A 24,997-nucleotide genomic window follows, 5' to 3' on the forward strand; every position below is an offset into this window, starting at 1 on the left:
CGCGACGTTAGATACTCTTGGCGTCCGCGAAGTGACAGCGAATTCTTACTTCTTCGCCGGCGGCGCCATCTTGCTGTCTGACGGCTTGGCGTCCTTCGACGCATCCGCCGCCGGCTGGTCCAGCCGCTCGACCTTGGCTTCGGTGCGCAGCTTGGCGACATACTCGGCCTGGGCCTTGCGGGTCACGTACTGCTCGATCTGGGCCTTGACCTGCTCGAAATCGGGCGCCTTGCGGTTGCGCTTTTCCTCGACCTTGATGATGTGCCAGCCGAACTGCGACTTCACGGGGTCGGAGATCTTGCCGGGCTCCAGCGAGAAGGCCACGGCCGAGAATTCCGGCACCATCTGCTCCTTGGTGAAGAAGCCGAGGTCGCCGCCGTCGGCCGAGCCGGGATCCTTGGACTTCTTCTTGGCGAGCTCGGCGAAATCGGCGCCCTTCTCGAGCTCGGCCTTCACCGCCTTGGCCTCGTCCTCGGTCTCGACCAGGATGTGGCGGGCACGCACCTCCTGCTCGCCGGTGATCTGCTTGGAGGCCTCCTCATAGACCTTCTTCATGGCGTCCGGGGTGGTGGCGGCCTTGCCCTCGTTGGCGAGCAGGCTGTCCATCAGAAGCCGGTTGCGGGCGAAGGCCAGGCGCTTCTTGAACTCCTCGCTGTCGGCGATTTTCTTGTCTTCGGCAGCCTTGCTGACGATCTTCATGTCGATCAAAAACGACAGGACGTTTTCGTCCTTGGTCGCCGGGTCCATCTGGGCGAGGCTCGGCCCGAGCTCCTCCTCGGCCATGGTGACGTCGCTCTTCTTGATTTCCGCGCCATTGACCTTCGCCAGCACCGGATCGTCGGCGGCCCGGAGCGGGCCCGCAAACGCCAGGGACAGCGCCAGAGCGAGGCTGCCAGCCAGGGCGGACGCGGAGCGGAAGCGCTGGGTTACCGGGAACGAGGTGGTCATGGAAAATCCTTATGTTGAAGCAGGGGGCTGCTCGAGCGGGGCGGACACTCGCCCAATCAGGGGGGCTTGGCAACGCGAAAAGTCTGTCAAAATGATGAATTAGCCGCAATGCGCCCGCCGTTGACAAGGCCCTGACCGGGCCATATCTCTGCCCGGTCGCGACCATGGCGATGGCGTTTATTTTGCTGCGTTTTTGGCCGTTGAACCCAGACTTGCCCAATTCCCACCCATATGGCGGATGACCCCCGCAGTCCGGGCTCTGACGCCGCGAAGCGTCACGGTGAGTTGATAGGCAGGCGGGTGACAACTTCTTGGTTGCAACGCGGTTAAATCGCGAACACAGGAACTAGGCATGATCGGCGCGCTCGCCCGCAAGTTTTTCGGCTCCGCCAACGACCGGCGGGTGAAGGGATATCAGTCCCGCGTCAACGCGATCAACGCGCTGGAGCCTGAGCTCGTCAAGCTCTCCGACGAGGCGCTCAAGGCCCGCACCGCGGAATTCAAGCAGCAGCTCGCGAACGGCAAGACGCTGGACGACCTGCTGGTCCCCGCCTTCGCCACCGTGCGCGAGGCCGCCAAGCGCACGCTCGGCCAACGCCATTTCGACGTCCAGCTGATCGGCGGCATGGTGCTGCACGAGGGCGACATCGCCGAGATGAAGACCGGCGAAGGCAAGACGCTGGTCGCAACGCTTGCGGTGTATCTCAACGCGCTCGCCGGCAAGGGCGTCCACGTCGTCACCGTCAACGACTATCTCGCCCGCCGTGACTCCGGCTGGATGGGCCAGATCTACGGCTTCCTAGGCATGACCACCGGCGTCATCGTACACGGCCTCGACGATGCCGAGCGCAAGGCCGCCTATGCCTGCGACATCACCTATGGCACCAACAACGAATACGGCTTCGATTATCTGCGCGACAACATGAAGTACCGGCTCGAGGACATGGTCCAGCGGCCGCACTTTTTCGCCATCGTCGACGAGGTCGACTCCATCCTGATCGACGAAGCGCGCACGCCGCTGATCATCTCCGGTCCGCTCGACGACCGCTCCGACTTCTACAACACCATCGACGGCTTCCTGCCCAAGCTCGACAAGACCGATTACGAGGTCGACGAGAAGCAGCGCACGGTGACGCTGACCGAAGGCGGCATGGAGAAGATCGAGACGCTGCTGCGCGATGCGGGCCAGCTCAAGGGCGAATCGCTCTACGACGTCGAGAACGTCTCCGTCGTGCACCACATCAACCAGGCCCTGCGCGCCCACACGCTGTTCACGCGCGACAAGGACTACATCGTCCGCGACAACGAGGTCGTCATCATCGACGAGTTCACCGGCCGCATGATGCCCGGCCGCCGCTATTCGGAAGGCCTGCACCAGGCGCTGGAAGCCAAGGAGCACGTCCAGGTCCAGCCCGAAAACCAGACGCTGGCCTCGATCACCTTCCAGAACTACTTCCGCATGTACGAGAAGCTGGCGGGCATGACCGGCACCGCCGCGACCGAAGCGGACGAATTGTTCGACATCTACAAGCTCGAGGTCGTGGAGATCCCGACCAACCTGCCGATCGCGCGCCTCGACGAGGACGACGAGGTCTACCGCACCCAGAAGGAAAAATACCAGGCCATCCTCGCCGAGATCGAGCGCGCCAATTCGCGGCTGCAGCCGGTGCTGGTCGGCACCGCCTCGATCGAGAAGTCGGAGGTGCTCGCCGAATTCCTCAAGAAGAACGGCTACAAGCAGATCGATTTCGGCAAGGAGGGGGCGCTCGACAAGCTCTATGCCGCCGCCCGCGCCGGCAAGCCGGCCAAGCTGTTCGCGGTGCTGAACGCGCGCTTCCACGAGCAGGAAGCCTACATCGTCGCCGAGGCCGGCGTGCCCGGCGCGATTACGATCGCCACCAACATGGCCGGCCGCGGTACCGACATCAAGCTCGGCGGCTCCCTGGAGATGCGCATCCAGCAGGAGACTGCGGGCATCACCGACGAAGCGGAGAAGGCCGAGAAGATCGAGCAGATCAAGGCCGATATCGAGCACTTCCGCGACATCGTGCTGAAGGCCGAGGAGACCGTCGAGGTCGAGCCGGCGAAGGGAAGCAAGCCTGCCAAGACCGTGAAGAAGCCCGGCGGCCTCTACATCATTGGCTCCGAGCGCCACGAGTCCCGCCGCATCGACAACCAGCTGCGCGGCCGTTCCGGCCGCCAGGGCGATCCCGGCCGCTCGAAGTTCTTCCTGTCGCTGGAAGACGATCTGATGCGCATCTTCGGCTCGGATCGTCTCGACAGCATGCTGCAGCGTCTCGGCCTGCAAGAGGGCGAGGCCATCATCCATCCCTGGATCAACAAGGCGCTCGAGAAGGCGCAGCAGAAGGTCGAGGCGCGCAACTTCGACATCCGCAAGAATCTGCTCAAGTTCGACAACGTCCAGAACGACCAGCGCAAGGTGATCTTCGACCAGCGCGTCGAGCTGATGAAGGACGAGAGCGTCGCCGAGACCGTCGCCGACATGCGCCACGCCTTCATCGACGACCTCGTCGCCAAGCACGTGCCCGAGCATGCCTATGCCGAGCAGTGGGACGTCGCGGGTCTGAAGGACGAATTGAAGCGCGTGCTCGATCTCGACCTCCCGGTCGACGAATGGGCCAAGGAAGAGGGCATCGCCGACGAGGAGCTGCTCAACCGCATCGAGACCAAGGCCGACGAACATATGGCGGCCAAGGTCGCGCAATGGGGCCCCGACGTGATGCGTTACGTCGAGAAGACCATCCTTTTGCAGACGCTTGACCATCTCTGGCGCGAGCATCTGATCATGCTCGACCATCTGCGCCAGGTCATCGGCCTGCGCGGCTACGGCCAGCGCGATCCGTTGCAGGAGTACAAGACCGAAGCATTCAATCTCTTCCAGGAGATGAGTGCTCACTTGCGCGAGGCCGTCACGGCGCAGCTGATGCGCGTCGAGATCGTCCCGCCGGAGCAGGAAGCGCCCATCCTGCCGCCGATGGAGGCGCATAAGTTCGATCCGAACACCGGCGAAGACGAGATGGCCCTCGCCAGCGTCACGCTCGGCGCCCAGGCCACGGACGCCGCGCTGCGCGACCCGAAGAACCCGGCAAGCTGGGGCAAGGTCGGCCGCAACGAGGACTGCCCGTGCGGTTCCGGCAAGAAGTACAAGCACTGCCACGGACGGTATGCTTAGCTGCTAGCCTCGCTGCCGTGCGCGTGTGAGGCGCGATTCTCGCGCCTCATTCTCCACTGTCGTCGCCCGGCTCGACCTGGCGACCCAGTACCCCGCGGCGCCTCGGCTCAATCACATCCGTCTCTGGAATACTGGATCGCCCGATCAAATCGGGCGATGACAATTGTGTGTGGCGCAGTTCGGGTGAATTCGTAGCCCGGATAGAGCGAAGCACAATCCGGGATTTGTCGTCATGCGAAAGACCCGGATTACGCTTCGCTCCATCCGGGCTACGGCTGCGCGCCGAAAATGCGCCCACCCCTCATCAATTCGAACTGTCGATCAAACTCTCCAGCAGCCGCTTCAATTCGCTCGTCGACTTGTCGCCGTAGCTCTCCAGGATGTGCTCCTCCTGGTCGACCGCGAGCGAGTTGAGCTTCTTGCACAGCACCTTGCCGCGGTCGGAGATGAACATCAGCACCTTGCGGCGGTCGTTCGGGTCCTGCACGCGATAGACCAGCGTGTCGGAGACCATGCGGTCGATCATCTTGGTCAGCGTCGGATGATTGAGCAGCACGGCGTCCGCAAGCTCGCCCATCGAATGGCCCTCGCCATCCGACAGCACTTTCAGGATGCGCCATTGCTCGACCGGAACGCCTTCCTTGCTCAACCGCAGTTCGAGCTGCCGGTTGATCTCCCGGTTGGCTTGCGCGAGCAGGTAGGCGAGGTGTTCGGTGATCGGGGAGTTTTGTTTCGGCGGTTTTGCCACGGCTAAGACTTCGCCTTGACCCAAATGAGTGAATGTCTTGCAAACAATGCTGCATCTATATGCACTTCAATTCTTGAATATTCAATATTTTCAAAATAGGATCATTGCCCAACAAAAGGGCGGAAGCCGGGGCCGCCTGCTCAATGTGCTTTCAGGTCTGGTCTCAGACAGGAGTTGGCGTGCACGCGACGGTAAACTTCCCGGCTCACGGCGGTCCGGTGTTGCCGCCGTCCCTGCTGTTCAGGAATTTGTCGTCATCGGCGGCGGATTTCGACCTGTCTCCGGTCGATGCGCATGTCATGAGGCGGCGCGGCGCGCGCAACAAGCTGCGCATCGGCAATTTCCTCACCTTCACCGGCTCGCCCGGGATCTGGGGCCCGACCTCCACCAACAGCGCGATGCTGGCGGTTGCCGAGATCAACAAGCGCGGCGGCATTCTGGGCCGCGAGCTCGAAATGTCGATCTACGATTCGGGCGGACCGATCGAGGAGGTGGTGCGCCGCGCCGAGCAGGCGATCGCCTTCGACGAGGTCGACCTCATCATGGGCTCGCATATCAGCGCGGTCCGTGTCGCGTTGCGCAAGGTCACCGGCAACCGGATCCCCTACATCTACACGCCTGTCTATGAAGGCGGCGAGCGCACGCCGGGCGTCATGGCGATCGGTGAGACGCCGCGCTGGCAGAGCCGCCCCTCGATCCATTGGCTGGCGGACGTCAAGAAGGCCGCGCGCTGGTACCTGATCGGCAGCGATTACGTCTGGCCCTGGCAGTCGCATCGCGCGGTCAAGCGCTACATCAAGGAAGCGGGCGGCCTGGTCGTCGGCGAGGAGTTCGTCCCGGTCGGCGAGGACAATCACGAGCCGCATCTGGCGCGCATCCGTGCCGCCAGGCCGGATGTGGTGCTGATCTCGCTGATCGGCACCGACAGCATCACCTTCAACCGCGCCTTCGCCGAAGCGGGCCTTGCCACCTCGACGCTGCGGCTTGCGGGTGCGATGGACGAGACCGTGCTGCTCGGTATCGGTGCCGACAACACCGAGAATCTGTTCTGCGCCTCCGGCTATTTCAACGGCCTGGTCTCGCGCGCCAATGACGAGTTCCTCAGTGCCTATTACTCCATGTTCGGTGCCAACGCGCCGCCGGTCGGCTCCGTCGGTCAGTCGAACTATGAGGGGCTGCGCTTCCTGGAATCCGTCGCCAACCGCGCCGGATCATTGGCCTTTCGTCCGCTGCTGAAGGCTGCGCGGAACGCCGTCTACTCGGCGGGCCGCGGTCCCGTAACGCTTCGCGACGGCCGCGCCGAGATGCCGATGTACCTTGCCGAAGCCGACGGTCTCGACTTCAAGATCATCAAGACGCTCTGAGAGACGGCCGGTAATACGCCGCAGCGGACTTGCGAAATAATACTTGAAAAGGAAAATATTTCCGTCTCTAGTAACGACGAGAAGCCGGTTGGCTCGCGCCCCGGGCGCGAGCGAGAGGCTTCCAACAGTGCCAGTGATCAAGAAGCCTTCAAGGAGAGCGCCGTGACAGTTGCCCTTCCCACGCCAGCCCAACTTCGCAGTGTCGCCGAGCAGTGCGGCCTTTCGCTCACCGATGATGACGTCGCCTCGTTCCGCGGTCTCATGCAGGGCTCGATCGAAGCCTACAATCTCGTTGCCGCGATGCCGGACGAGGTGCCGGAGGTGAAATATCCGCGCACGCCGGGCTATCGGCCCTCGGCGGAGGAGAACCCGCGCAATGCCTGGTATCGCAAGTCGACCGTGAAAGGCGCCGCCAGCGGCAAGCTGAAGGGCAAGACGGTTGCGCTGAAGGACAACATCATGCTGGCCGGCGTGCCCATGACCAACGGCTCGTCGACGCTGGAAGGCTATATGCCCGATTTCGACGCCACCATCGTCACGCGCATGCTGGATGCCGGCGCAGAGATCGCCGGTAAAACCCATTGCGAGCACTTCTGCCTGTCCGGCGGCAGCCACACCGGTTCCTACGGGCCAGTGCATAATCCGCACAAGATGGGCTACTCGGCCGGCGGCTCGTCGTCGGGCTCGGGCGTCGTAGTCGCGCTTGGCGAGGTCGACATGGCGATCGGCGGCGACCAGGGCGGTTCGATCCGCATGCCGTCCTCGTTCTGCGGCATCTACGGCATGAAGCCGACCTGGGGCCTCGTGCCTTATACCGGGATCATGCCGATCGAGATCTATGTCGACCATGCCGGTCCGATGACCGCGACGGTCGCCGACAATGCGCTGCTGCTCGAAGTGCTCGCCGGCGACGACGGCTACGATCCCAGGATCAAGGCGCCGAAGGTCGAGGAGTACACCAAGGCGCTCGGCCAGGGCGTCAAGGGCATGAAGATCGGCATCCTCAAGGAAGGCTTTGAGCAGCCAGTCGCAGAGGCTGCGGTGAATGAAAGCGTGCGCGAGGCTGCAAAGCGCTTCAAGGATCTGGGCGCCACCGTCGAGACCGTCTCGATCCCGATGCACCTCATGGGCGGGGCGATCTGGACTCCGATCGGCACCGAGGGCCTGACCCAGACCATGATGTTCGGCGACGGCTACGGCCTTAGCCGCGGCGATCTCTATTCGACCTCGCTGATGGATTTCCATCGCGGCTGGCGCCGGCAGGCCGACTCACTGTCCGAGACCACGAAGCTGTTCATGATGCTCGGCACATACATCAACAACAATTTCGGCCCGCGCTTCTACGGCAAAGCGCTCAACATCTCGCGCCGGCTGACCGCGGCCTACGACAAGGCCTTTGCGGATTACGATCTGCTCCTGCTGCCGACCACGCCGATGAAGGCGACCAAGCTGCCGGAGCCCAATGCCAGCCGCGAGGACTACGTCGCCCGTGCGCTCGAGATGATCTCCAACACCGCGCCGTTCGACATCACACACCATCCCGCGATGTCGCTGCCCTGCGGCATGGTCGACGGCCTGCCGGTCGGCCTGATGCTGGTCGGCCGCATGTTCGAGGAATCCACCATCTACCGCGCCGCGCACGCCTTCGAGCAGATCGGCGACTGGAAGAAGATGTGAGAGAGGGACTAGTGCAGACGAACGGAACACCACCGCATGGCTAACGCGTTCGTCGCGGCGTTCGAAATCCTGAGCTTCGGCGCGATCATCGTCCTGATCGTGCTGGGGCTCGGGATCATCGCCAGCATGATGGGCATCTTCAACTTCGCGCAAGGCGAGTTCGTCCTGCTCGGGGCCTACATCACCTATCTCGCTTATGCCAAGGGCCTGCCGATCTGGGCCGGCATGGTCGCGGCGCCTTTCGTGGTCGGCGCTCTCGGCTTCGTGCTGGAGGCGCTGATCATCCGAAGATTCTACGCCGCGCCGATCGTTGCCATGCTCGGCACCTATGCCCTCGGCCTGATCATCCGCGAAGCCGTGCGCGGCCTGATCGGCGGCTTCTATCTCACCGTGCCGGAGCCGATCGGCGGCTCGATCGACATCGGCGCCATGCATATCTCGGCCTGGCGCTTCACCATCATCATCATCACGCTGCTGGTGATGGGCCTCTGCTATCTGCTGCTGTCGCGCACCAGCTTCGGTCTGCGCGTGCGGGCGACGCTGGAGAATCCGTCGCTGGCGCGTGCGTCGGGCATTTCAACGCCACTGATCTACGGCGCGACCTTTGCCTTCGGTGCGGCGCTCGCCGGCCTTGCCGGTGCGCTGATCGTGCCGGTGTTCAGCCTGTTTGCCGATCTCGGCCTGCGCTTCCTGATCCAGGGCTTTGTCGCGGTCATGGTCGGCGGGGTCGGCTCCTTCATCGGCCCGGTCGCGGGCGCCGGTGTCATCGGCACGCTGAGCGCGGCGCTGCCCTGGGTGATGGCACCTGTCGTCGCCGACGTCCTCGTCTTCGTGCTCGCCATTGTCTTCATCAAATTCCGCCCGCAGGGCCTCATCGCTGGAAAAGGGGTTTAGTCATGTTCGATCGCACTCAGCTTTCACGCCGCCGCTTCCTGTCCAATTTCGCTTTCGCCTCCGGCGCGGTCGCAGCCGGGGTCGGCAGCTGGGTGATCCCGGCGCCGTGGGCCAATGCGGCCGAGGCGCCGATCAAGGTCGGCATCGCCACCGACCTCACCGGCCCGATCGCCTATGCCGGCAATGCCGACGCCAACGTCGCGAAAATGGTGATCAAGGAGATCAATGCGGCCGGCGGCCTGCTCGGTCGTCCGCTCGAGCTCTACATCGAGGACACTGCGTCCAACGAATCCGTCGCCGTCGGCAACGTGCGCAAGCTGATCCAGCGCGACAAGGTCGACATGGTGCTCGGCGGCATCACCTCCTCGATGCGCAACGCGATCAAGGACCCGATCGTGGCGCGCGGCAAGACGCTCTACATCTATCCGCAGCTCTACGAAGGCAAGGAGTGCACGCCCTATCTGTTCTGCACCGGGCCGACGCCGGCGCAGCAATGCGACGAGTTCATCCCCTGGCTGATCAAGAACGGCGGCAAGAAGTTCGCGCTGCCCAGCGCCAATTATGTCTGGCCGCACACGCTCAACGTCTACGCCCGCAAGGTGATCGAATCCAACGGCGGCGAGGTCGTGTTCGAGGAATATTACCCGCTCGACCAGGTCGACTTCTCCGCGACCGTCAACCGCATCATCTCCAACAAGGTCGACGTCGTTTTCAACACCGTCATCCCGCCGGGAGTCGGTCCGTTCTTCAAGCAGCTCTATGAAGCCGGCTTCCTGAAGAACGGCGGACGGCTCGCCTGCGTCTACTATGACGAGAACACGCTCAACATCAATCAGGCCGCCGAGATCGAGGGGCTTGCGAGCTGCCTCGACTATTTCAAGGTGCTGACCAAGGAGAACCCGTTCGACGCCAAGATCCAGGCGGCCTATGAGAAGGATTTCCCCGGCAACTTCCTGTTCGCCGCCGGCAGCGCCGCCACCGGCACCTATCGCGGCCTCAAGCTGTGGGAAGCCGCAGTGAAGGAAGCCGGCAAGATCGACCGCGAGTCCGTTGCCGCCGCGCTCGATCATGCCAAGATCGCCGAAGGCCCCGGCGGACCCGCCGAGATGGTGCCGGGCAAGCGGCACTGCAAGATGAAGATGTACACCGCGGTCGCCAAGAGCGGCAATTACGAGATCGTCGGGCGCAGCAACGGCCTCGTCGATCCCAAGGAATGCTAAGGTGGAATGCTGAGGTGGAATGCTGAAGCCGATGAGTATGGTAAGAGAGGCCATCGTCGCCGACGCGGACGACGAAGCGGGCGGTGCGATGGCCGAGGGCACAGCGGCGGAACGGGCCAATGACCGCGTCAAGGCAGGACGAAAAATCCTGCCCATTGTCGAGGGCATTGTGCTCCTCGCGGCGCTGCTCGCGCCGCTGGTGCTGCAGGACTATCTCACGGTGTTCGCGACGCGCGTGGTCATTCTCGCGCTGTTCGCGCTGTCGTTCGACCTGGTCTGGGGCTATGCCGGCATCATGAGCTTCGGCCAGGCCCTGTTCTTCGGCTCGGCCGGCTACGGCGTCGCCCTGCTCGCGCGCGACCTCGACATCACCAACATCTTCCTGGTGCTGCCCGCGGGAACGCTGATCGGCCTCACCTTCGCGCTGCTGCTCGGCGGCTTCCTGCTGCTGGGACGGCATCCCTCCAGCGTGATCTTCGTCTCGCTCGGCACGCTGACCGGCTCCTACGCCGCCGATCGCCTCGCGCGCGGCTGGTATTATCTCGGCGGCCAGAACGGCATCCCCTCGATCGCGCCGATGTCGCTCGGGTCATACGACTTCACGGAGGGACCGGCCTTCTACTATCTCGTGCTCGGCATCCTCGTCGTGGTCTATCTGCTCTGCCGCTTCCTGGTGCGCTCGCAATTTGGCCTCGCGCTCGCAGGCCTCCGCGAGAACGAGCAGCGCATCGCCTTCTTCGGCTACAAGGCGCAACATCTCAAAGCCATCATCTTCACCATCGGCGGCGCCGTCGCAGGGCTCGCCGGCAGCCTCTATGCCTTCCACGAAGGTTTCGTCTGGCCCAACATGGTCGGGGTCGTGGTCTCGACGCAGGTCGTGCTCTACGTCCTGTTCGGCGGCTCCGGCACGCTGATCGGCGCCGTCATCGGCGCTGTGATCGTCGAGGGCGTCAGCTTCTGGCTCTCGGACAATTACCGCGACATCTGGCCGATCATCCTCGGCTTGCTGCTCCTGCTCGTGATCCTGTTCCGGCCGCTCGGCCTGATCAGCTTCGTGCTCGGCGAACGCGAGCGGGTCGGCAGTTTCGGCGCCAGGCAAAAGGAGCCGCGCAATGCTCCTTGAGGCCGCCGGCATCAAGAAGGTCTTCGGCAAGCTCACCGCGCTCGACGGCGCAGCCCTCAGCGTCGGCGAGAACGAGTTTCACGGCCTGATCGGCCCGAACGGCTCCGGCAAGAGCACGCTGATGAAGTGCATCGCCGGCGCCGAGGTGCCGACCCAAGGCAAGGTGAGCTTCGCCAACACCGACATCACCGCGTTCACGCCGACCGAGCGGGCGCGTGCCGGCATGAGCCTGAAATTCCAGATCACATCGGTGCTGCCGTCGCTGACGCTCTACGACAACGTCCTGCTCGCGCTGCAGGCGCAGTCCTCGCTGTTCGACCTCGTGTTCTCGCGTACGCGCGGGGTCCTGCACGATCAGGTCATGACCATGCTCCGGCAGTTCCGCCTCGCCGACCGTGCCTTCGATGCGGCGGCCGCGCTGTCGCACGGTCAGCAGCAATGGCTGGAGATCGCGATGGCGCTCGCCGGCAAGCCGAAGCTGCTGCTGCTCGACGAGCCCACCGGCGGCATGAGTCTGGAGGAACGCCGCGTCACCGGCGAGCTGCTGCAGCCGATCAAGCAGCATTGCTCGCTCGTCATCGTCGAGCACGATCTCGATTTCATCCGCGACATTTGTGATCGGTTGACCGTGCTCGACCAGGGCAAAGTGCTGGCGTCGGGCACGGTGTCCGAGATCCAGGCCAACACATCCGTCCAGGAGATCTATCTGCGCCGTGCCTGAATTTTTGGACATCAAGCATCTCGACGCCGGCTACGGCCGCAGCCAGGTCCTGTTCGACGTCAGCCTCGGCATTCCCTGGCGCGGCGGTGTCGCCGTGCTCGGCCGCAACGGCGCCGGCAAGACCACGCTGATGAAGACCATCGTCGGCGAGCTGCCGGCTTGGAAGGGCGAAGTCGCCTTCGACGGCCGCGACATCAGCCGCCGCGCCACCCAGGAGCGCGTCCGCGCCGGCATCGGCTATGTGCCGCAGGAGCATTCGGTGTTCGCGCGCCTGTCGGTGCGCGACAATCTCGCGGTCGGCTCGCTCGCGAGCAGGGACGCATCCGCAATCGACCGCGTGCTGGCCATCTTCCCAAAGCTCGGCCAGCGCCTCGACCAGCCCGCCGGCACGCTCTCCGGCGGCGAGCGCAAGATGCTCGCGATCGGCCGCGCCATGCTGGGCGATCCTAAGTTGCTGCTGCTGGACGAGCCGACCGAAGGCGTCTGGATCGGCGTCATCGAGGAGATCACCGAGCGCCTGATCGAGCTCGCCAAGACCATCGCCGTCATCATCGTCGAGCAGCACCTCGACCTCGCGCTCCGCGTCGCCGACTACGCCTATGTGCTCGACCGCGGCCGCGTCGCGCTGCAGGGCGAGGCGGGCGAGGTGAGGGGCAATCCGGAGCTGATGCGCTATCTGGCGCCGTAGGCATGCGGCCGCGCCGCCGCCTTCAAGTCTGTTGCAGCGCGTATCCTACCCGAACCGTCATCCTGAGGCGCGAGCGGCGCGATGCGCAGCATCGTGCCGCGAGCCTCGAAGGATGCACGGCCGAGCTGGCAGCCGGGCCGTCGCCCTTCGAGGCTTGCTCTGCGTCGCTATCGCGCCGCGTCGCGCGCACTTCAGGGTGACGGCTAAACATGGTTGTGCGTGCGCGATCGGCCCTCGACACTTTCGATCAGCGAGTCGTGACCGAGCTGGTGTAGGAACGCAGTCTGCGTGCGTTACGATCTTCAATTGTCAAACAGCCGAACGTGACATCGCGATCCCGCAGCGCTCCAGCGCCCGGGTTTTGCTTCGGCATCTCACGCTCTTCGAATCGGAAGGGCGCAGGGAAGGCCGGGTACCGGCTGGCACCCACGAGCCCCTGTGCATGATGCGTAGTGTAGACGCTCACAGGGGGGACACAGGTGCAGCCCGATAACCGGCCTTCCCTGCGCAGTGGTTTGACGGCTTATGTCGCGCTCTCCTCGGGGAGCGTTGCACTTTTGCCCCCGTCGCCTCGCCAGATCGCTGATGTGCGCCACCCGGTCGGGCACCCACACCACCGCGAAAGACTTGACGCCAGCCTGCGGGCGCCAGGACCACACGATTTTGCCGTACGCTGGCCCTGCTTCGCCTTTCGGCTTCGCAAGGGCACGGCAGCGCCGTCGTACCACGCCCGCTGATCGCTCACGGGGACTACCCGCCCTGCGACCGCACCTGGCGCCAACGCCGCCCGCGTCCACCGCAACCCACCCCACGAACCGTGACGATCGCGACCCGCCCCTTCCGGAGGGATGAGATGGCGGGGAGGATAGGGTGTTTCGGGTGTTCGGGTAAAGAGAAATTACCTTTATCCGAAGGAGCCCCTTACTTCACCGCCGAGAACCGGCTGTCGAACGAGTTCGACTGCACCACCGGCGCGGCGCCGGCCATCATCGGGGCATTGTCACCCGCGCCGTCCGAGACCGACGGCTTCAGCGCCGGACGCGTCGCGGCGAGGCGGGTGTCTGGCTTCGGCGGCTCGGCAGGCTTGGCGGCCGCAACGGCCGGCTTCGGCGTATCCTTCGCCGCATCCTTTACTGAATCCTTGGACTTGTCTTGTCCCGGCACGAAGCGGGTCACGGCGGCCTTGAGTCTCGACGCGGCCGTGGCCGGCGTCGTGGACGTCTGGGCGGCCGGGGCCACGGAGGCGGTGGCCTGCGGCGCCGGCGTGGTGGTCGCCGTGGTATCGGCGGTGCCGAACCCCATCTTGCGGCCGAAATTGGAGAAGAAGCCGCTGCCTTCGGACTTCTCGGCGGGCGCAGCCGCGGCGACGCGGGTGCTCGCGGCAGGCGCGCTGACGGCCGCCACCGGCTCTTCGCGCGGCGCCGGCGCGCTTGCCACCGCATCCAAGTTCGGCTTCGGCGGGTTGACGTGGCCGGGGATCGTGCCGGGCGCCTTCGCCATGGCCAGCATCTGCAGCGTGGTGCCTTCGGCGCTCTCGGATAGTCCCGTGGAGCCTTCCGGAATCTTGGCGGCGAAGATCTTGTTCATGCCGCCGTCGATGCCGGTGTTCATCCGCGCCACCGGCGTGCCCCTGGCGACCAGCCTTGCGTATTCGGTTTCGTCCTTGGCCTGCTTCTCGCGCACGGCGCTGGCGATCTCCTCGGGGATCACATAGGCCGGGCACTTGGCCGAGGCGTCGAACACCGGATCGCGCTTGGCGTCGGCCGGCTTGGCCGCATCGAAGACGTACTTCTTCTCGCAGAAATCGACCTTCGGCTCGTGTCGCGTCACCTCGAAATGATCATAGCCTTGCTTGATCATCTTCCAGAACGCCATGTTCGGATTGTTCCGGTGCTTGGCCATGTTCACCGGCGTCATCTTGAACGGATAGGCCTGCAGCTGGAACGCCTTCTGGCCGCCGAAGAAGGATTCCCGCCCGAGCGAATAGATCTCCGCGATCTGCTCGTCCGTCATCGCGTAGCAGCCGCGCGACGAACAATCGCCGTGCACCATCAGCTGCGAGCCGGTGCGGCCCAGCGCCTTGTCGAACGCGTTCGGATAGCCGGTGTTGAACGAGAGGTAATAGGCCGATTGCGGATTCATCTGGCTCGGATTGATCGAGTAGAATCCTTCCGGCGCCTGGCGGTCGCCTTCGCGCACCTTGGGGCCGAGATCGCCCGACCAGCGGCAGATCGGATAGGTCTTGAGCAGCGCGAACTGGCCTGAGCGGGTCTGCTTCCAGACCTCGAGCTCGGCCTCCTGCTTGAACAGGCGGACCAGGATCGGCGATTGCAGGTCCATGTCCTTCTCGGCCATCGCGGCGATCAGCTTCGGCGGCACCGGCTGATTGGCCTTGGCATTGGTTGCGAGCGAGACCTGATCGGTGTCGCAGCCGGACAGCAGAACGCCGGCCGTCATCAGCGCAACCGAAGCCAAGAGCGCGCGAGCAAGCGAACGAGAAATCAAGATGGACCCCACACCGTGCCGGACATTGAAGCGCGAACCCCAATTCTTTTGGCGCATGATCCGACCGGAAAACCACCCCGCCGTGACGGGCTCGTTCAGACCACGCTCCAGCGCTTATGCCCTGAAGCCATTGATTAAAATTCTAACCTCTGGGTCATGTGGTCGCAACCCGAGCGCGGATCACGAGGGCGTTGGCCCAGTGGCATGGTCAACGAAGACTAAATGGACGCGACTTGGGACGGAACTTGGGCTTCCGGGCGATCCGGACTCAGATCGGCGATTTGGGCAAAAAAAGGGTTAATGCGGGGTTACCGGGGGCCGCGGCGGTTGTCGTGCCCCGGACGCAGCGCAGCGCCCCTTGGCGGTGCGCTGCTGAGCCGGGGCCCATGCTGACGGCGAACTGTGAAGCTCTCTGGGTTCCGGCTCTGCGCAGCAGCGCAAGGGCGCTGCAGCGCGTCCGGGACACGAAACCCGCCCGAATCAACCCAATTTCCGGCCGATGTCGAGGAATTTCTGCCGCCGCTGCTTGCGGATGGCATCCCCATCAAAGTTCCGGAGCTCGTCGAAGGCTTTGGCGATGGCCTCGCCCGTGGTGGCGATCATGGCGGCGGGGTCGCGGTGGGCGCCGCCGACCGGCTCCTTCAGGATGGCGTCGATTACGCCGAAGCGGAGCATGTCCTGGGCGGTAATCTTCATGTTGTTGGCGGCTTCCTGCGCCTTGGTGCCGTCGCGCCAGAGAATCGAGGACGCCGCCTCCGGCGAGATCACGCTGTAGATGGCGTGCTCGAGCATCAAGACCTTGTTCGCGGTGGTGATGGCGATGGCGCCGCCCGACATGCCCTCGCCGGTGATGATCGCGACGTTCGGCACGGTCAGCGCCAGGCACGCATCGGTCGAGCGCGCGATCGCCTCGGCTTGTCCCCGCTCCTCCGCGCCGATGCCGGGATAGGCGCCGGCGGAATCGGCGAGCGACAGCACCGGCAGGCCGAACCGCTCGGCCATCTCCATCAGCCGCACGCATTTGCGATAGCCTTCCGGCCGCGCCATGCCGAAATTGTGCCGGATCCGGCTCTCGGTGGAATCGCCCTTTTCCTGGCCCATCACGCAGATCGGCTCGCCGCGGAAGCGGCCGAAGCCGGCGACCAGCGCCTCGTCCTCGCCGAACTTGCGGTCGCCGGCGAGCGGGGTGAATTCGGTGATCAGACCCTTGATGAAGTCGTTGAAATGCGGCCGCTGCGGATGCCGCGCGACAAGCGTCTTCTGCCACGGCGTCAGGTTCGCATAGAGGTCGGCCAGCGCCTGCGCCGCCTTGTCCTCGATCCGCCCGACCTCGTCGCTGATGTCGGTGCCGGTGGCGGCGAGCGCGCGCAATTCGTCGACCTTGGAGTCGAGCTCGGCGACGGGCTTTTCGAAGTCGAGATAGCTGCGCATCTGGTCTTGCATCAACTCAATATAGGGGGACGGGGCTTGAGAAGCGAAGCGGGTTTGGGCCAGCGGAAAGAAGTGCAGTGTCTTCAATGGCTTGGCTGATCGCTCCTGCCGGCCCGCCAAATCAGTCGAAAGGCCTCGGCTCTTTCTGCGGAGATGTGGCCGAAGTCAAGGCGGTTTGATGGGCCGTCGCGGCCCAGTTCTCGTGTCCCGGACGCGCTGCAGCGCTTCTTGAGCGCTGCTGCGCAGAGCCGGGACCCAGCAACCAGCCTGGGCCCCGGCTCGGCAGCGCATCACTGCGTGCTGCGCTGCGTCCGGGGCACGAGACCTCGCTACTTCTCCGCCAGCGGGTGCAGGTCGCGCACCAGGCTCTTCAGCCGCTCCTCGACCACATGGGTATAGATCTGGGTCGTCGAGATGTCGGTGTGCCCGAGCAGGGTTTGGACGATGCGCAGGTCCGCGCCGTTGTGCAGCAAATGGCTGGCAAAGGCGTGGCGCAGCACGTGCGGTGAGACCAGCCGGGCCTGCAGCCCGGAGGCGACCGCAAGCTCCTTGAGGTCGCGGGCAAAATGCTGGCGCGTCAGATGCCCGCTCTCGCCGAACGAGGGGAACAGCCATTTCGAGGCGGCCACGCTGTTCTTCTTGTCGGCCTTAGCCGCTTCCGTCGCGGCAAGATAATCCGCCATCGCCTGCCGCGAGGCCTCGTTGAGTGGCACCAGCCGTTCCTTGTTGCCCTTGCCGCGCACCACGATCATGCGGGCGTCGCGCTTGGCCGCCGAGCGCGGCAGTGCCACCAGCTCGGAGGTGCGCAGACCCGTAGCGTAGAGCACCTCGAGCAGGCAGTAGAGCCGCAGCGCCCGCAGCCGCTTGGAGGGCGAGGCATCTTCCGCCTCGCTCAATTCCTTGGCGCGGCGGAGCATGCGGTCGACGTCCGCGATCGACAGCACTTTTGGCAGGCCGCGGCCGCGCTTCGGGCCGGATAGTATCGCGGCGGGGTCATCGCCGCGGATGCGCTCGTTCAGCAGGAACCGGTAGAGGTGCCGCATCGCCGACAGGCGGCGGGCCACGCTGGTGGACTTGAAACCTCGGGTGTCGAGGGCGGCGAGATAGTCGCGCAGCGTCTGGGTCTGGGCATCCACGAATGTATGGCCGACCCGGCCCAAGAATTCGGAGAAATCGGTGAGGTCGCGGCGGTAGGCATCGAGCGTGTTGGGGCCGGCGCCCTGTTCCGCTGCGAGCATGTCGAGGAACAGGCCGATGAGCTTGGCGTCTGAGGGCTTGGCGGGCATGCCCGGGAGGCTAGCTCCTATTTCTTGAGAAATTTGTCCGGCGGGATCGTCACCGTCATTTCCCGCGGCTTCGGATTGACGAAGTTCGCCAGCGCGAAGACCACGCCATAGACGATGCCGGCGATCACAGCAACGACCGTCAGGAAGCGGAACAGGCTCGGCATCGTTCGGGAGTCTCGGGTAGGGGCTCGGCAGCCAAATTAACCAATGAAATCATCCAACATGTTCGCCGTTTCGTGGCAAGAGTCCTCTGGCGAGGGCCCCCATGGGGTCGTATAGGTGGCCGAAGCCTGCCGCATCTGGCGGCACTTCGAGCGAGATCCAGTCGAGCGAGACGATGTCCGACGCCGCGTTGCCGCTTCCTGCTTCGCCCGAGGCCGACATCCTGTCGGCGCTCGGGGCGCGCTCGATCGTGCTCGTCGGCATGATGGGGGTGGGCAAATCCACCATCGGCCGACGCCTCGCGGCCCGGCTCAAGCTGCCCTTCGTCGATGCCGACACCGAGATCGAGGCAGCGGCCGGCATGACCATACCGGAAATCTTCGAGCGTTACGGCGAAGCGCATTTCCGCGAGGGCGAGATGCGGGTGATCGCGCGGCTGCTCGATGATGGACCCGTGGTGCTGGCAACCGGCGGCGGCGCCTATATGCGCGAGGAGACGCGGACGCGCATCGCCGCCAAGGCGGTCTCGATCTGGCTCCGGGCGGACCACGAGGTCATCATGCGCCGCGTCCGCCGCCGTGCCGATCGCCCGCTGCTCCAGACCGCCGATCCGGAAGGGACGGTGACGCGCCTGCTCACCGAGCGCGAGCCGGTCTATGGCAAGGCCGACCTCACCATCGCCTCGCGCGACGTGCCGCATGACAGAATCGTCGAGGAGTGCATCGAGACGCTGCGCGCCCATCTCTGCGGCGAGCAATCCGCCCCACCACCTCAAGACGTTGCGAGTGCGTTAAGATGACTGCGCCGTTGAAGCATTCCGACCATGTCAATGTCGGCGTTGCGCTGGAGAATCGCGCCTACGACATTGTCATTGGCCGCGGCGTGCTGTCATCGCTCGGCGAGCGCATCGCCGCTCTGCGTCCCGGCGTGCGCACGGCCATCGTGACGGATCGCACCGTCGCAAAACACTGGCTCGAGCCGACCGAAGCATCGCTTACGGCCGCCGGCATTCCGACCTCGCGCATCGTCGTCGAGGAAGGCGAGATCTCGAAAACCTATGCCGGCCTCGAAAAGGTCAGCGAGGCCCTGATCGCCGCTCGGATCGAGCGCAACGATCTCGTCGTTGCGCTCGGCGGCGGCGTGGTCGGCGATCTCGCCGGCTTTGCCGCGGCGATCCTGCGCCGCGGCGTCGATTTCGTGCAGGTGCCGACCTCGCTTCTGGCGCAGGTCGACTCCTCCGTCGGCGGCAAGACCGGCATCAACTCGCCGCAGGGCAAGAATTTGCTCGGGGCCTTCCACCAGCCGGTGCTTGTCATCGCCGACACCGCGGTGCTGGACACGCTGTCGCCGCGCCAGTTCCGAGCCGGCTATGCCGAGGTCGCCAAATACGGAGTGCTGGGCGACGAGGCCTTCTTCACCTGGCTGGAGAAGAACCATGTCGACATTTTCAAGGGCGGCTCGGCCCGCGAGCATGCGATCGCGACCTCCTGCCGCGCCAAGGCCGCAATCGTCTCACGCGACGAGCGCGAAACCGGCGAACGCGCGCTGCTCAACCTCGGTCACACCTTCGGCCATGCGCTGGAGGCGGCGACCGGCTTCTCCGACCGCCTGTTCCACGGCGAGGGCGTCGCCATCGGCATGACGCTGGCGGCGCAGTTCTCCGCGAAGCTCGGCATGATCGGCGAGCGTGAGGCGGCGCGTGTCGAGCGCCATCTGATCGCGGCAGGGCTGCCGACGCGCCTGCAGGACATCGCGGGCTTTGCGCAGGAAGGGCTTGCCGATGCCGACGCGCTGATGGCCCTGATGGCGCAGGACAAGAAGGTCAAGCGCGGCAAGCTCACTTTCATCCTGCTGGAGGCCGTGGGCCGCGCCGTCATCGCGAAGGACGTCGAGCCGGCGCCGGTGCGCGACTTCCTGAAAGAGAAGCTCGCGCAGTGATGGCGGGACCGTTCAGATCGGCCGCCCGCGAAACGGCGGGGAATGCCGGGGCGGTCGCGAGGCAAACATGAGTTCGATCTCGATCAACCTTCTGCTTGCGGCTCTTCTGCTCGCCGCGAACGCGTTCTACGTGGCTGCGGAATTTGCGCTGGTGAAGAGCCGCGGCTTCCGCGTCAAGGCCATGGTCGAGCAAAATCGCTTCGGCGCTCGTCTGCTGCAGACGATGATGGGGAATATCGAGTCCTATCTCGCCTGCTGCCAGCTCGGCATCACCATGGCTTCCCTCGGTCTCGGCTGGATCGGTGAACCGACCGTGTCTGCGTTGCTGAGCCCTGTCCTCAGCCCGCTCGGATTGCCGGAGGCCACGCTGCACTTCACCTCGTTCGTAGCGGGTTTTCTGGTCTTCTCGTCGCTGCACATCATCATCGGCGAGCAGGTGCCGAAGACGCTTGCGATCAGGGAGCCGATGCCGGTGTCGCAGTGGATCGCGTACCCGCTTCATGTCTCCTACCTGGTATTCTATCCGCTGAGCTGGTGCCTCAACACGGCCTCGAGCGCGATCCTGCGTCTGATCGGGGTCCAGGAGTTTTCGCAGCACGAGATCCTGACGGATTCGGAGATCGAAGGCCTGGTCGAGGAATCGGCCGTGCACGGCAAGATCGAGAGCGGCGAGGCCGAGTACATTCACAACGTCTTCCGTCTCGGCGAGCTGACGGTGTCCGACGTGATGGTTCACCGCACCGCCATGGTGATGATCAATGCCGACCTGCCGCCGGAGGAGCTGGTGCGGGAGGTGCTGGCCACCGAATACACCCGCATTCCGCTGTGGCGCGACAAGTCGGAGAACATCATCGGCATTCTGCACGCCAAGGATCTGCTGCGGGCCATCCGCGCGTCGGAGGGCGATACTTCGCGCATCGACGTCACCACCATCATGCTGCCGCCCTGGTTCGTGCCGGAGATGCGGCCGATATCCCAGCAGCTCAAGGCGTTCCGCCGCCGCAAGACCCATTTCGCGCTCGTCGTCGACGAGTATGGCGAGGTCGAAGGCCTCGTGACGCTGGAAGACATTTTGGAGGAGATCGTCGGCGATATTTCCGACGAGCATGACGTGGTGGTGGCCGGCGTGCGCCGCCAGCCCGACGGCTCCGTCGTGGTCGACGGTTCGGTGCCGATCCGCGACCTCAACCGCGCCATGGACTGGCACCTGCCTGATGAAGAGGCAACCACGGTCGCCGGCCTCGTCATTCACGAGGCGCGCTCGATCCCCGACCGCGGCCAGAGCTTCACCTTCCACGGCTTCCGCTTCCGCGTCCTCCGGCGCGAGCGCAACCGCATCACCGCGCTCCGTATTTCACCGGTGACGCGCGAGGCCGAGCTGGAAGAGGCCAAGCCAAGACGGGCCGGGACGTCGTTTTGATTTCTTCTTACCCTCCCCTGGAGGGGAAGGGTAAGAGAAGTCACCCTTCCCCCGGCGCCTGTGCATTGATCGCGAGCGCGTGAACGCTGCCGGCAAGTTCCGCGGCGAGCGCCGAATTTATCATGCGATGACGGTCGACCCGGCTCTTCCCTTTGAAGGCGGCAGACACGATATAAACACGGAAGTGCGTCTCGCCGCCCGGCCCATGGCCGGCGTGGCCCTCATGCAGATGTGACTCGTCGGCGACTTGCAGGATTTCGGGCGTGAAAGCTTCCTGCAACTTGTTGCTGATAGTGTCTTTCATAGCCATCTGTGCCATTAAGGTGCGCGATCGCACCCCGTCAAGACCCGGACGTCCAGGCTCGTCGCGACCGGGTGCTCAGCGAAATGCAATGTCAAGACTTGAAGGTTTTTGCATTGCGTAGTCAAAGTCAGCCATGCCGATCGATTCATCAAAGTTCTTCGACTCCATCCGCGTGAAGCCGCGGGGCAAGCAGCCGGAAGTGAAGCCGCGCGACACCGCGGTCAATTGCGAGTGGGCGGGCTGCGCCAACAAGGGCTCGCATCGCGCGCCGAAGGGCCGTGAGAACCAGCGCGAGTATTGGCACTTCTGCCTCGACCACGTGCGCGAGTACAACCAGAACTACAATTTCTTCTCCGGCATGAATGCCGAAGCCGTCGCGCGCTATCAGAAGGATGCGCTGACCGGTCACCGCCCGACCTGGAAGATGGGCGCCAATGGCGGCAAGAAGGGCGCGGAAGAGATCGACATGGCGTCCGATCCTTTCAGCATGTTCAGCGAGATCAACGGCCGCGCCAGCTGGCGCAAGGGCCCCGAAGCAGAGCCCAAGGCCGAGACGCGCAAGGTGATGAACGCCGAGCGCAAGGCGCTCCAGGTCATGGGCCTCGGCCCCAGCGCCACGCTCGCCGACGTCAAGACCAAGTACAAGGCGCTGGTGAAGCAGCACCACCCCGACGCCAATGGCGGCGACCGCTCCACCGAAGACCGCCTGATCGAGATCATCAAGGCGTATAATTATCTGAAGACGGTGGTGCGCGAGGCGTAAGGGCTTCCCCCCGCTTCGTAGCCCGGATGGAGCGCAAGCGTAATCCGGGACCTTTCTCTCACAACGACGACTTTCCCGGATTACGCTTCGCTCCTTCCGGGCCCTCCGGCATCGCCCCGACATAGGACGAGCTCGGCCGGATCAACCGCCCGGTGCGCTGCTGCTCGCGCGCGTGCGCGGTCCAGCCTGCGCTGCGTGCGACCGCGAAGATCGGCGTGAACGCCTGCCGCGGGATCGCCAGCGCATCGAGCAGGATCGCGGTGAAGAACTCGACATTCGTCTCCAGCGGCCGCTCCGGATTCTTCTTGCGCAACGCGGCGCGGATATAGGTCTCGACCTCGCCGGCAAACGGCAGGTCGGTGCCATCAGCCGCCAGCGCTTCGACCGCGGTCTTGAGCACGTCGGCCCGCGGATCGCGCACGCGATAGACGCGGTGACCAAAACCCATCATCCGCTCGCCGCGGGCCAGCGCCGCATCCACCCAGGGCTGGATGCGCTCGCGCGAGCCGATCGCGTCCAGCATTTCCAGCACCGGCTCCGGCGCGCCGCCATGCAGCGGACCCGTGAGCGCGCAATAGCCGGCGGTGACGGCGGCAAACAGGTCGGCCTGCGTCGAGGCCACCACGCGCGCGGTGAAGGTCGAGGCGTTCATGCCGTGATCGCTGGCAGTGACGAGATAGGCATCGAGCGCCGTGACCTCGCGTGCGGCCGGCGCGCGCCCGTGCAGCATGCGCAGCGTGTCGGCGGCGTGGCTCACATTCGCATCGGGCGCGACCGGCTCGAGCCCCTTGGCACGCCGCACCAGCGCGCCCGCAACTACCGGAAATGCGCCGACGATCGTCGCCTCGTGCTCCAGCCCGGGCTCGGCGCGAAGTCCGGCGACCGCCGCACGGAACCCGTCGATGATGCCCATGCCGCGCGTCGCCGGCAGCAGGTCCGGCAGCCGCGCGAAGGCGCGCTCGCGCGCTGCGCCCAGGTGTGAGCGCACATTGGCTTCGGTGAGGGTGGTCTTGCTGGCGCCGTTCCAGAGCCGGGCGGTGACGCCCTCGAAGCTCGAGATGGCGGCGAGCCGTCCGACATGCTCGCCAGCGATGATCAGCTCGCCGCGCTCGCCGTCGACATGGCTCAGCACGGTCTCGGCCGCGGGAACGCCGTCCAGTCCGATCTGGCTTTTGGTGAGGTGGATGTTCATGGCCCAAATCTCCTGTTCACGCAGGACAAGGTCAGGCCTCTCGACACATTGATCAATCTTGATTACATAAATCAATATGAAAAATTCCGATGGGCTGTACCTCTCCGCCCGGGAAGCCGCCGCCGAGCTCGCGATCTCCCCGGCCACCCTCTACGCCTATGTCAGCCGCGGCCTGATCCGCTCCGAGCCGACGCCGGATTCGCGGAAAAACCGCTATCGCGCCGAGGACGTCCGCGCGCTGAAGGAACGTCGCGTGCCCTCGCCGGAGCCACGCGGCCTGCGCAGCTTCGATGCCGACCTGCCGGTGATGGATACGGAAATCTCGACCATCACCGAGGAGGGCGCGATCTACCGCGGGGTCAATTGCGTCGATCTTTCCGAGAATGACACGCTGGAGCACACGGCGACGCTGCTCTGGGACGTCTCCGGCGTCGATCCGTTCGATCCGGATAACCAGCCTGAGATGTCCGAGGAGATGCGCACGATCGCAGCGGCCGCGCGCCGGGCGGCGCCGATCGACCGCGCCATCGCTGTGCTGGCACTGGCCGCCAGCGTCGATCCCCGCGCCTTCACCCGCGCGCCCGATGGCCGCGCCATGGTCGGCGCGCGCATCGTCCGCCTGCTGGTTGCGACCATGCTCAACGCGGAAGCCTCGGCCGAGCCGCTGCATCAGCAGGTCGCGCGCGCCTGGGCCACGGACAACAAGCATGCGCCCGATCTGATCCGCCGCGCGCTGGTGCTGCTCGCCGACCACGAGCTGAACGCCTCGACCTTCACTGCGCGCTGCGCCGCCTCGACCGGCCTCAATCTCTATGATGCCGTCATCGCCGGTCTCGCCGCATTGAAGGGCCCGAAGCATGGCGGCGCCGGCGTCTTGGCCTCGCAGCTGGTCAAGACGCTGGTCGATCGCGACGTCGCGCCTGTTGTGCGCGAGCGCGTCGCCCTCGGCGAGCGCTTTGCCGGCTTCGGCCATGGCGTCTACAAGCGCGGCGATCCCCGCGCGCAGTCGCTGCTGAACGCGCTGTCGCGCGCCGGCGCACCGCGCAAATTCACCCGCGAGGTGCCGGAACGGATCGCGGAAGCCACCGGCGAGTTCGTCAATATCGACTACGCACTCGCCGTGCTCGTGCACGCACTGCGCTTGCCCGCCGGCAGCGAGCTCGCGCTGTTCGCGATGGCTCGCAGCGTCGGCTGGATCGCCCATGCCAGCGAGCAATTGCAATTCGGCAAGCTGATCAGGCCGCGGGCAAGGTATGTGGGACCGGCACCGGGGCGGAGAGCGGGGGCGGGTTCTTAACCTCTCCCGCTTGCGGGAGAGGTCGCGCCCAACGGGTCGCGCCGCAGGCGCGCCCGATGACAGGCTCCGGCGTGGGTGAGGGTTCTCTCGTCTCGGGGGTTCTTCGTTGTCGAGACACCCTCT

The 24,997-nt window shown here is 65.0% G+C and carries 21 protein-coding genes; 13 read left to right on the plus strand and 8 right to left on the minus strand.

Annotated features, from left to right (window positions below):
* Positions 1 to 45: 45 nt before the first annotated feature.
* Positions 46 to 948, minus strand: coding sequence for a peptidylprolyl isomerase (locus N2604_RS03310; RefSeq protein ID WP_260373774.1), 903 nt, complete (start codon positions 946 to 948; stop codon positions 46 to 48).
* A 352-nt stretch (positions 949 to 1,300) separates the two neighbouring features.
* On the opposite strand from N2604_RS03310, the gene secA reads away from it, so the two are divergent.
* Complete coding sequence (gene secA / locus N2604_RS03315) at positions 1,301 to 4,141, plus strand: preprotein translocase subunit SecA (RefSeq protein ID WP_260373775.1); 2,841 nt, start codon at positions 1,301 to 1,303, stop codon at positions 4,139 to 4,141.
* Between the two features lie 304 nt (positions 4,142 to 4,445).
* Here secA and N2604_RS03320 read toward each other — a convergent pair whose 3' ends face one another.
* Positions 4,446 to 4,889: a MarR family winged helix-turn-helix transcriptional regulator gene (locus tag N2604_RS03320; protein ID WP_025032676.1), complete on the minus strand. Its 444-nt coding sequence runs from the start codon at positions 4,887 to 4,889 to the stop codon at positions 4,446 to 4,448.
* Positions 4,890 to 5,068: 179 nt separating this feature from the next.
* On the opposite strand from N2604_RS03320, the gene N2604_RS03325 reads away from it, so the two are divergent.
* From N2604_RS03325 to N2604_RS03355, 7 genes are all read left to right on the plus strand, one after another.
* The gene (locus N2604_RS03325) at positions 5,069 to 6,253 is read left to right on the plus strand and encodes a substrate-binding domain-containing protein (RefSeq protein ID WP_260373776.1); all 1,185 of its coding nucleotides are present in this window, start codon (positions 5,069 to 5,071) and stop codon (positions 6,251 to 6,253) included.
* A gap of 162 nt (positions 6,254 to 6,415) precedes the next feature.
* Positions 6,416 to 7,930 (plus strand): amidase, encoded by a 1,515-nt coding sequence (locus N2604_RS03330; RefSeq protein ID WP_260373777.1) that lies wholly within the window; start codon positions 6,416 to 6,418, stop codon positions 7,928 to 7,930.
* Between the two features lie 36 nt (positions 7,931 to 7,966).
* Positions 7,967 to 8,824 carry a branched-chain amino acid ABC transporter permease gene (locus N2604_RS03335; protein ID WP_225113637.1) on the plus strand — a complete coding sequence of 286 codons (858 nt, stop codon included), beginning with the start codon at positions 7,967 to 7,969 and terminating at the stop codon, positions 8,822 to 8,824.
* 2 nt (positions 8,825 to 8,826) lie between these two features.
* The gene (locus N2604_RS03340; RefSeq protein WP_260373778.1) at positions 8,827 to 10,044 is read left to right on the plus strand and encodes a substrate-binding protein; all 1,218 of its coding nucleotides are present in this window, start codon (positions 8,827 to 8,829) and stop codon (positions 10,042 to 10,044) included.
* A gap of 19 nt (positions 10,045 to 10,063) precedes the next feature.
* The gene (locus N2604_RS03345) at positions 10,064 to 11,167 is read left to right on the plus strand and encodes a branched-chain amino acid ABC transporter permease (RefSeq protein WP_260373779.1); all 1,104 of its coding nucleotides are present in this window, start codon (positions 10,064 to 10,066) and stop codon (positions 11,165 to 11,167) included.
* A complete protein-coding gene (locus N2604_RS03350; protein WP_260373780.1) occupies positions 11,157 to 11,888 on the plus strand; it encodes an ABC transporter ATP-binding protein in 732 nt (243 codons plus the stop codon). The genes N2604_RS03345 and N2604_RS03350 overlap by 11 nt, the downstream gene beginning before the upstream one ends.
* On the plus strand, positions 11,881 to 12,576 hold the full coding sequence (locus N2604_RS03355) for an ABC transporter ATP-binding protein (RefSeq protein WP_260373781.1): 696 nt from the start codon (positions 11,881 to 11,883) through the stop codon (positions 12,574 to 12,576). Before N2604_RS03350 ends, N2604_RS03355 begins: the two co-directional genes overlap by 8 nt.
* Before the next feature lie 921 nt (positions 12,577 to 13,497).
* Here N2604_RS03355 and N2604_RS03360 read toward each other — a convergent pair.
* The 4 genes from N2604_RS03360 to N2604_RS03375 form a co-directional block, all read right to left on the minus strand.
* A complete protein-coding gene (locus tag N2604_RS03360; RefSeq protein WP_260373782.1) occupies positions 13,498 to 15,033 on the minus strand; it encodes a murein L,D-transpeptidase family protein in 1,536 nt (511 codons plus the stop codon).
* Between the two features lie 528 nt (positions 15,034 to 15,561).
* Positions 15,562 to 16,524 (minus strand): acetyl-CoA carboxylase carboxyltransferase subunit alpha, encoded by a 963-nt coding sequence (locus N2604_RS03365; protein WP_036042616.1) that lies wholly within the window; start codon positions 16,522 to 16,524, stop codon positions 15,562 to 15,564.
* 317 nt (positions 16,525 to 16,841) lie between these two features.
* On the minus strand, positions 16,842 to 17,798 hold the full coding sequence (xerD, locus tag N2604_RS03370; RefSeq protein ID WP_260373783.1) for a site-specific tyrosine recombinase XerD: 957 nt from the start codon (positions 17,796 to 17,798) through the stop codon (positions 16,842 to 16,844).
* A gap of 17 nt (positions 17,799 to 17,815) precedes the next feature.
* Positions 17,816 to 17,962: a hypothetical protein gene (locus N2604_RS03375; RefSeq protein WP_035669499.1), complete on the minus strand. Its 147-nt coding sequence runs from the start codon at positions 17,960 to 17,962 to the stop codon at positions 17,816 to 17,818.
* Between the two features lie 173 nt (positions 17,963 to 18,135).
* Here N2604_RS03375 and N2604_RS03380 point away from each other — a divergent pair, with 173 nt between their 5' ends.
* The 3 genes from N2604_RS03380 (at position 18,136) to N2604_RS03390 (ending at position 21,318) form a co-directional block, all read left to right on the plus strand.
* The gene (locus N2604_RS03380; protein WP_260376423.1) at positions 18,136 to 18,759 is read left to right on the plus strand and encodes a shikimate kinase; all 624 of its coding nucleotides are present in this window, start codon (positions 18,136 to 18,138) and stop codon (positions 18,757 to 18,759) included.
* The gene (gene aroB, locus N2604_RS03385; RefSeq protein WP_260373784.1) at positions 18,756 to 19,898 is read left to right on the plus strand and encodes a 3-dehydroquinate synthase; all 1,143 of its coding nucleotides are present in this window, start codon (positions 18,756 to 18,758) and stop codon (positions 19,896 to 19,898) included. The genes N2604_RS03380 and aroB overlap by 4 nt, the downstream gene beginning before the upstream one ends.
* Before the next feature lie 67 nt (positions 19,899 to 19,965).
* Positions 19,966 to 21,318, plus strand: a complete 1,353-nt coding sequence (locus N2604_RS03390; protein ID WP_260373785.1) for a hemolysin family protein — start codon at positions 19,966 to 19,968, stop codon at positions 21,316 to 21,318.
* A 40-nt stretch (positions 21,319 to 21,358) separates the two neighbouring features.
* Here the strand turns inward: N2604_RS03390 and N2604_RS03395 are convergent, their stop codons facing one another.
* Positions 21,359 to 21,628: a BolA family transcriptional regulator gene (locus N2604_RS03395; protein WP_260373786.1), complete on the minus strand. Its 270-nt coding sequence runs from the start codon at positions 21,626 to 21,628 to the stop codon at positions 21,359 to 21,361.
* Between the two features lie 127 nt (positions 21,629 to 21,755).
* On the opposite strand from N2604_RS03395, the gene N2604_RS03400 reads away from it, so the two are divergent.
* Entirely contained in the window at positions 21,756 to 22,385 is a 630-nt protein-coding gene (locus tag N2604_RS03400) for a J domain-containing protein (protein ID WP_260373787.1), read from the plus strand.
* A 58-nt stretch (positions 22,386 to 22,443) separates the two neighbouring features.
* On the opposite strand, the gene N2604_RS03405 is transcribed toward N2604_RS03400, so the two are convergent.
* Positions 22,444 to 23,577: a citrate synthase/methylcitrate synthase gene (locus N2604_RS03405; RefSeq protein ID WP_260373788.1), complete on the minus strand. Its 1,134-nt coding sequence runs from the start codon at positions 23,575 to 23,577 to the stop codon at positions 22,444 to 22,446.
* A gap of 76 nt (positions 23,578 to 23,653) precedes the next feature.
* On the opposite strand from N2604_RS03405, the gene N2604_RS03410 reads away from it, so the two are divergent.
* Positions 23,654 to 24,874, plus strand: a complete 1,221-nt coding sequence (locus tag N2604_RS03410; protein ID WP_260373789.1) for a citrate synthase family protein — start codon at positions 23,654 to 23,656, stop codon at positions 24,872 to 24,874.
* Positions 24,875 to 24,997 lie beyond the last annotated feature (123 nt).

Source organism: Bradyrhizobium sp. CB1015 (assembly GCF_025200925.1).
Lineage (GTDB): Bacteria > Pseudomonadota > Alphaproteobacteria > Rhizobiales > Xanthobacteraceae > Bradyrhizobium.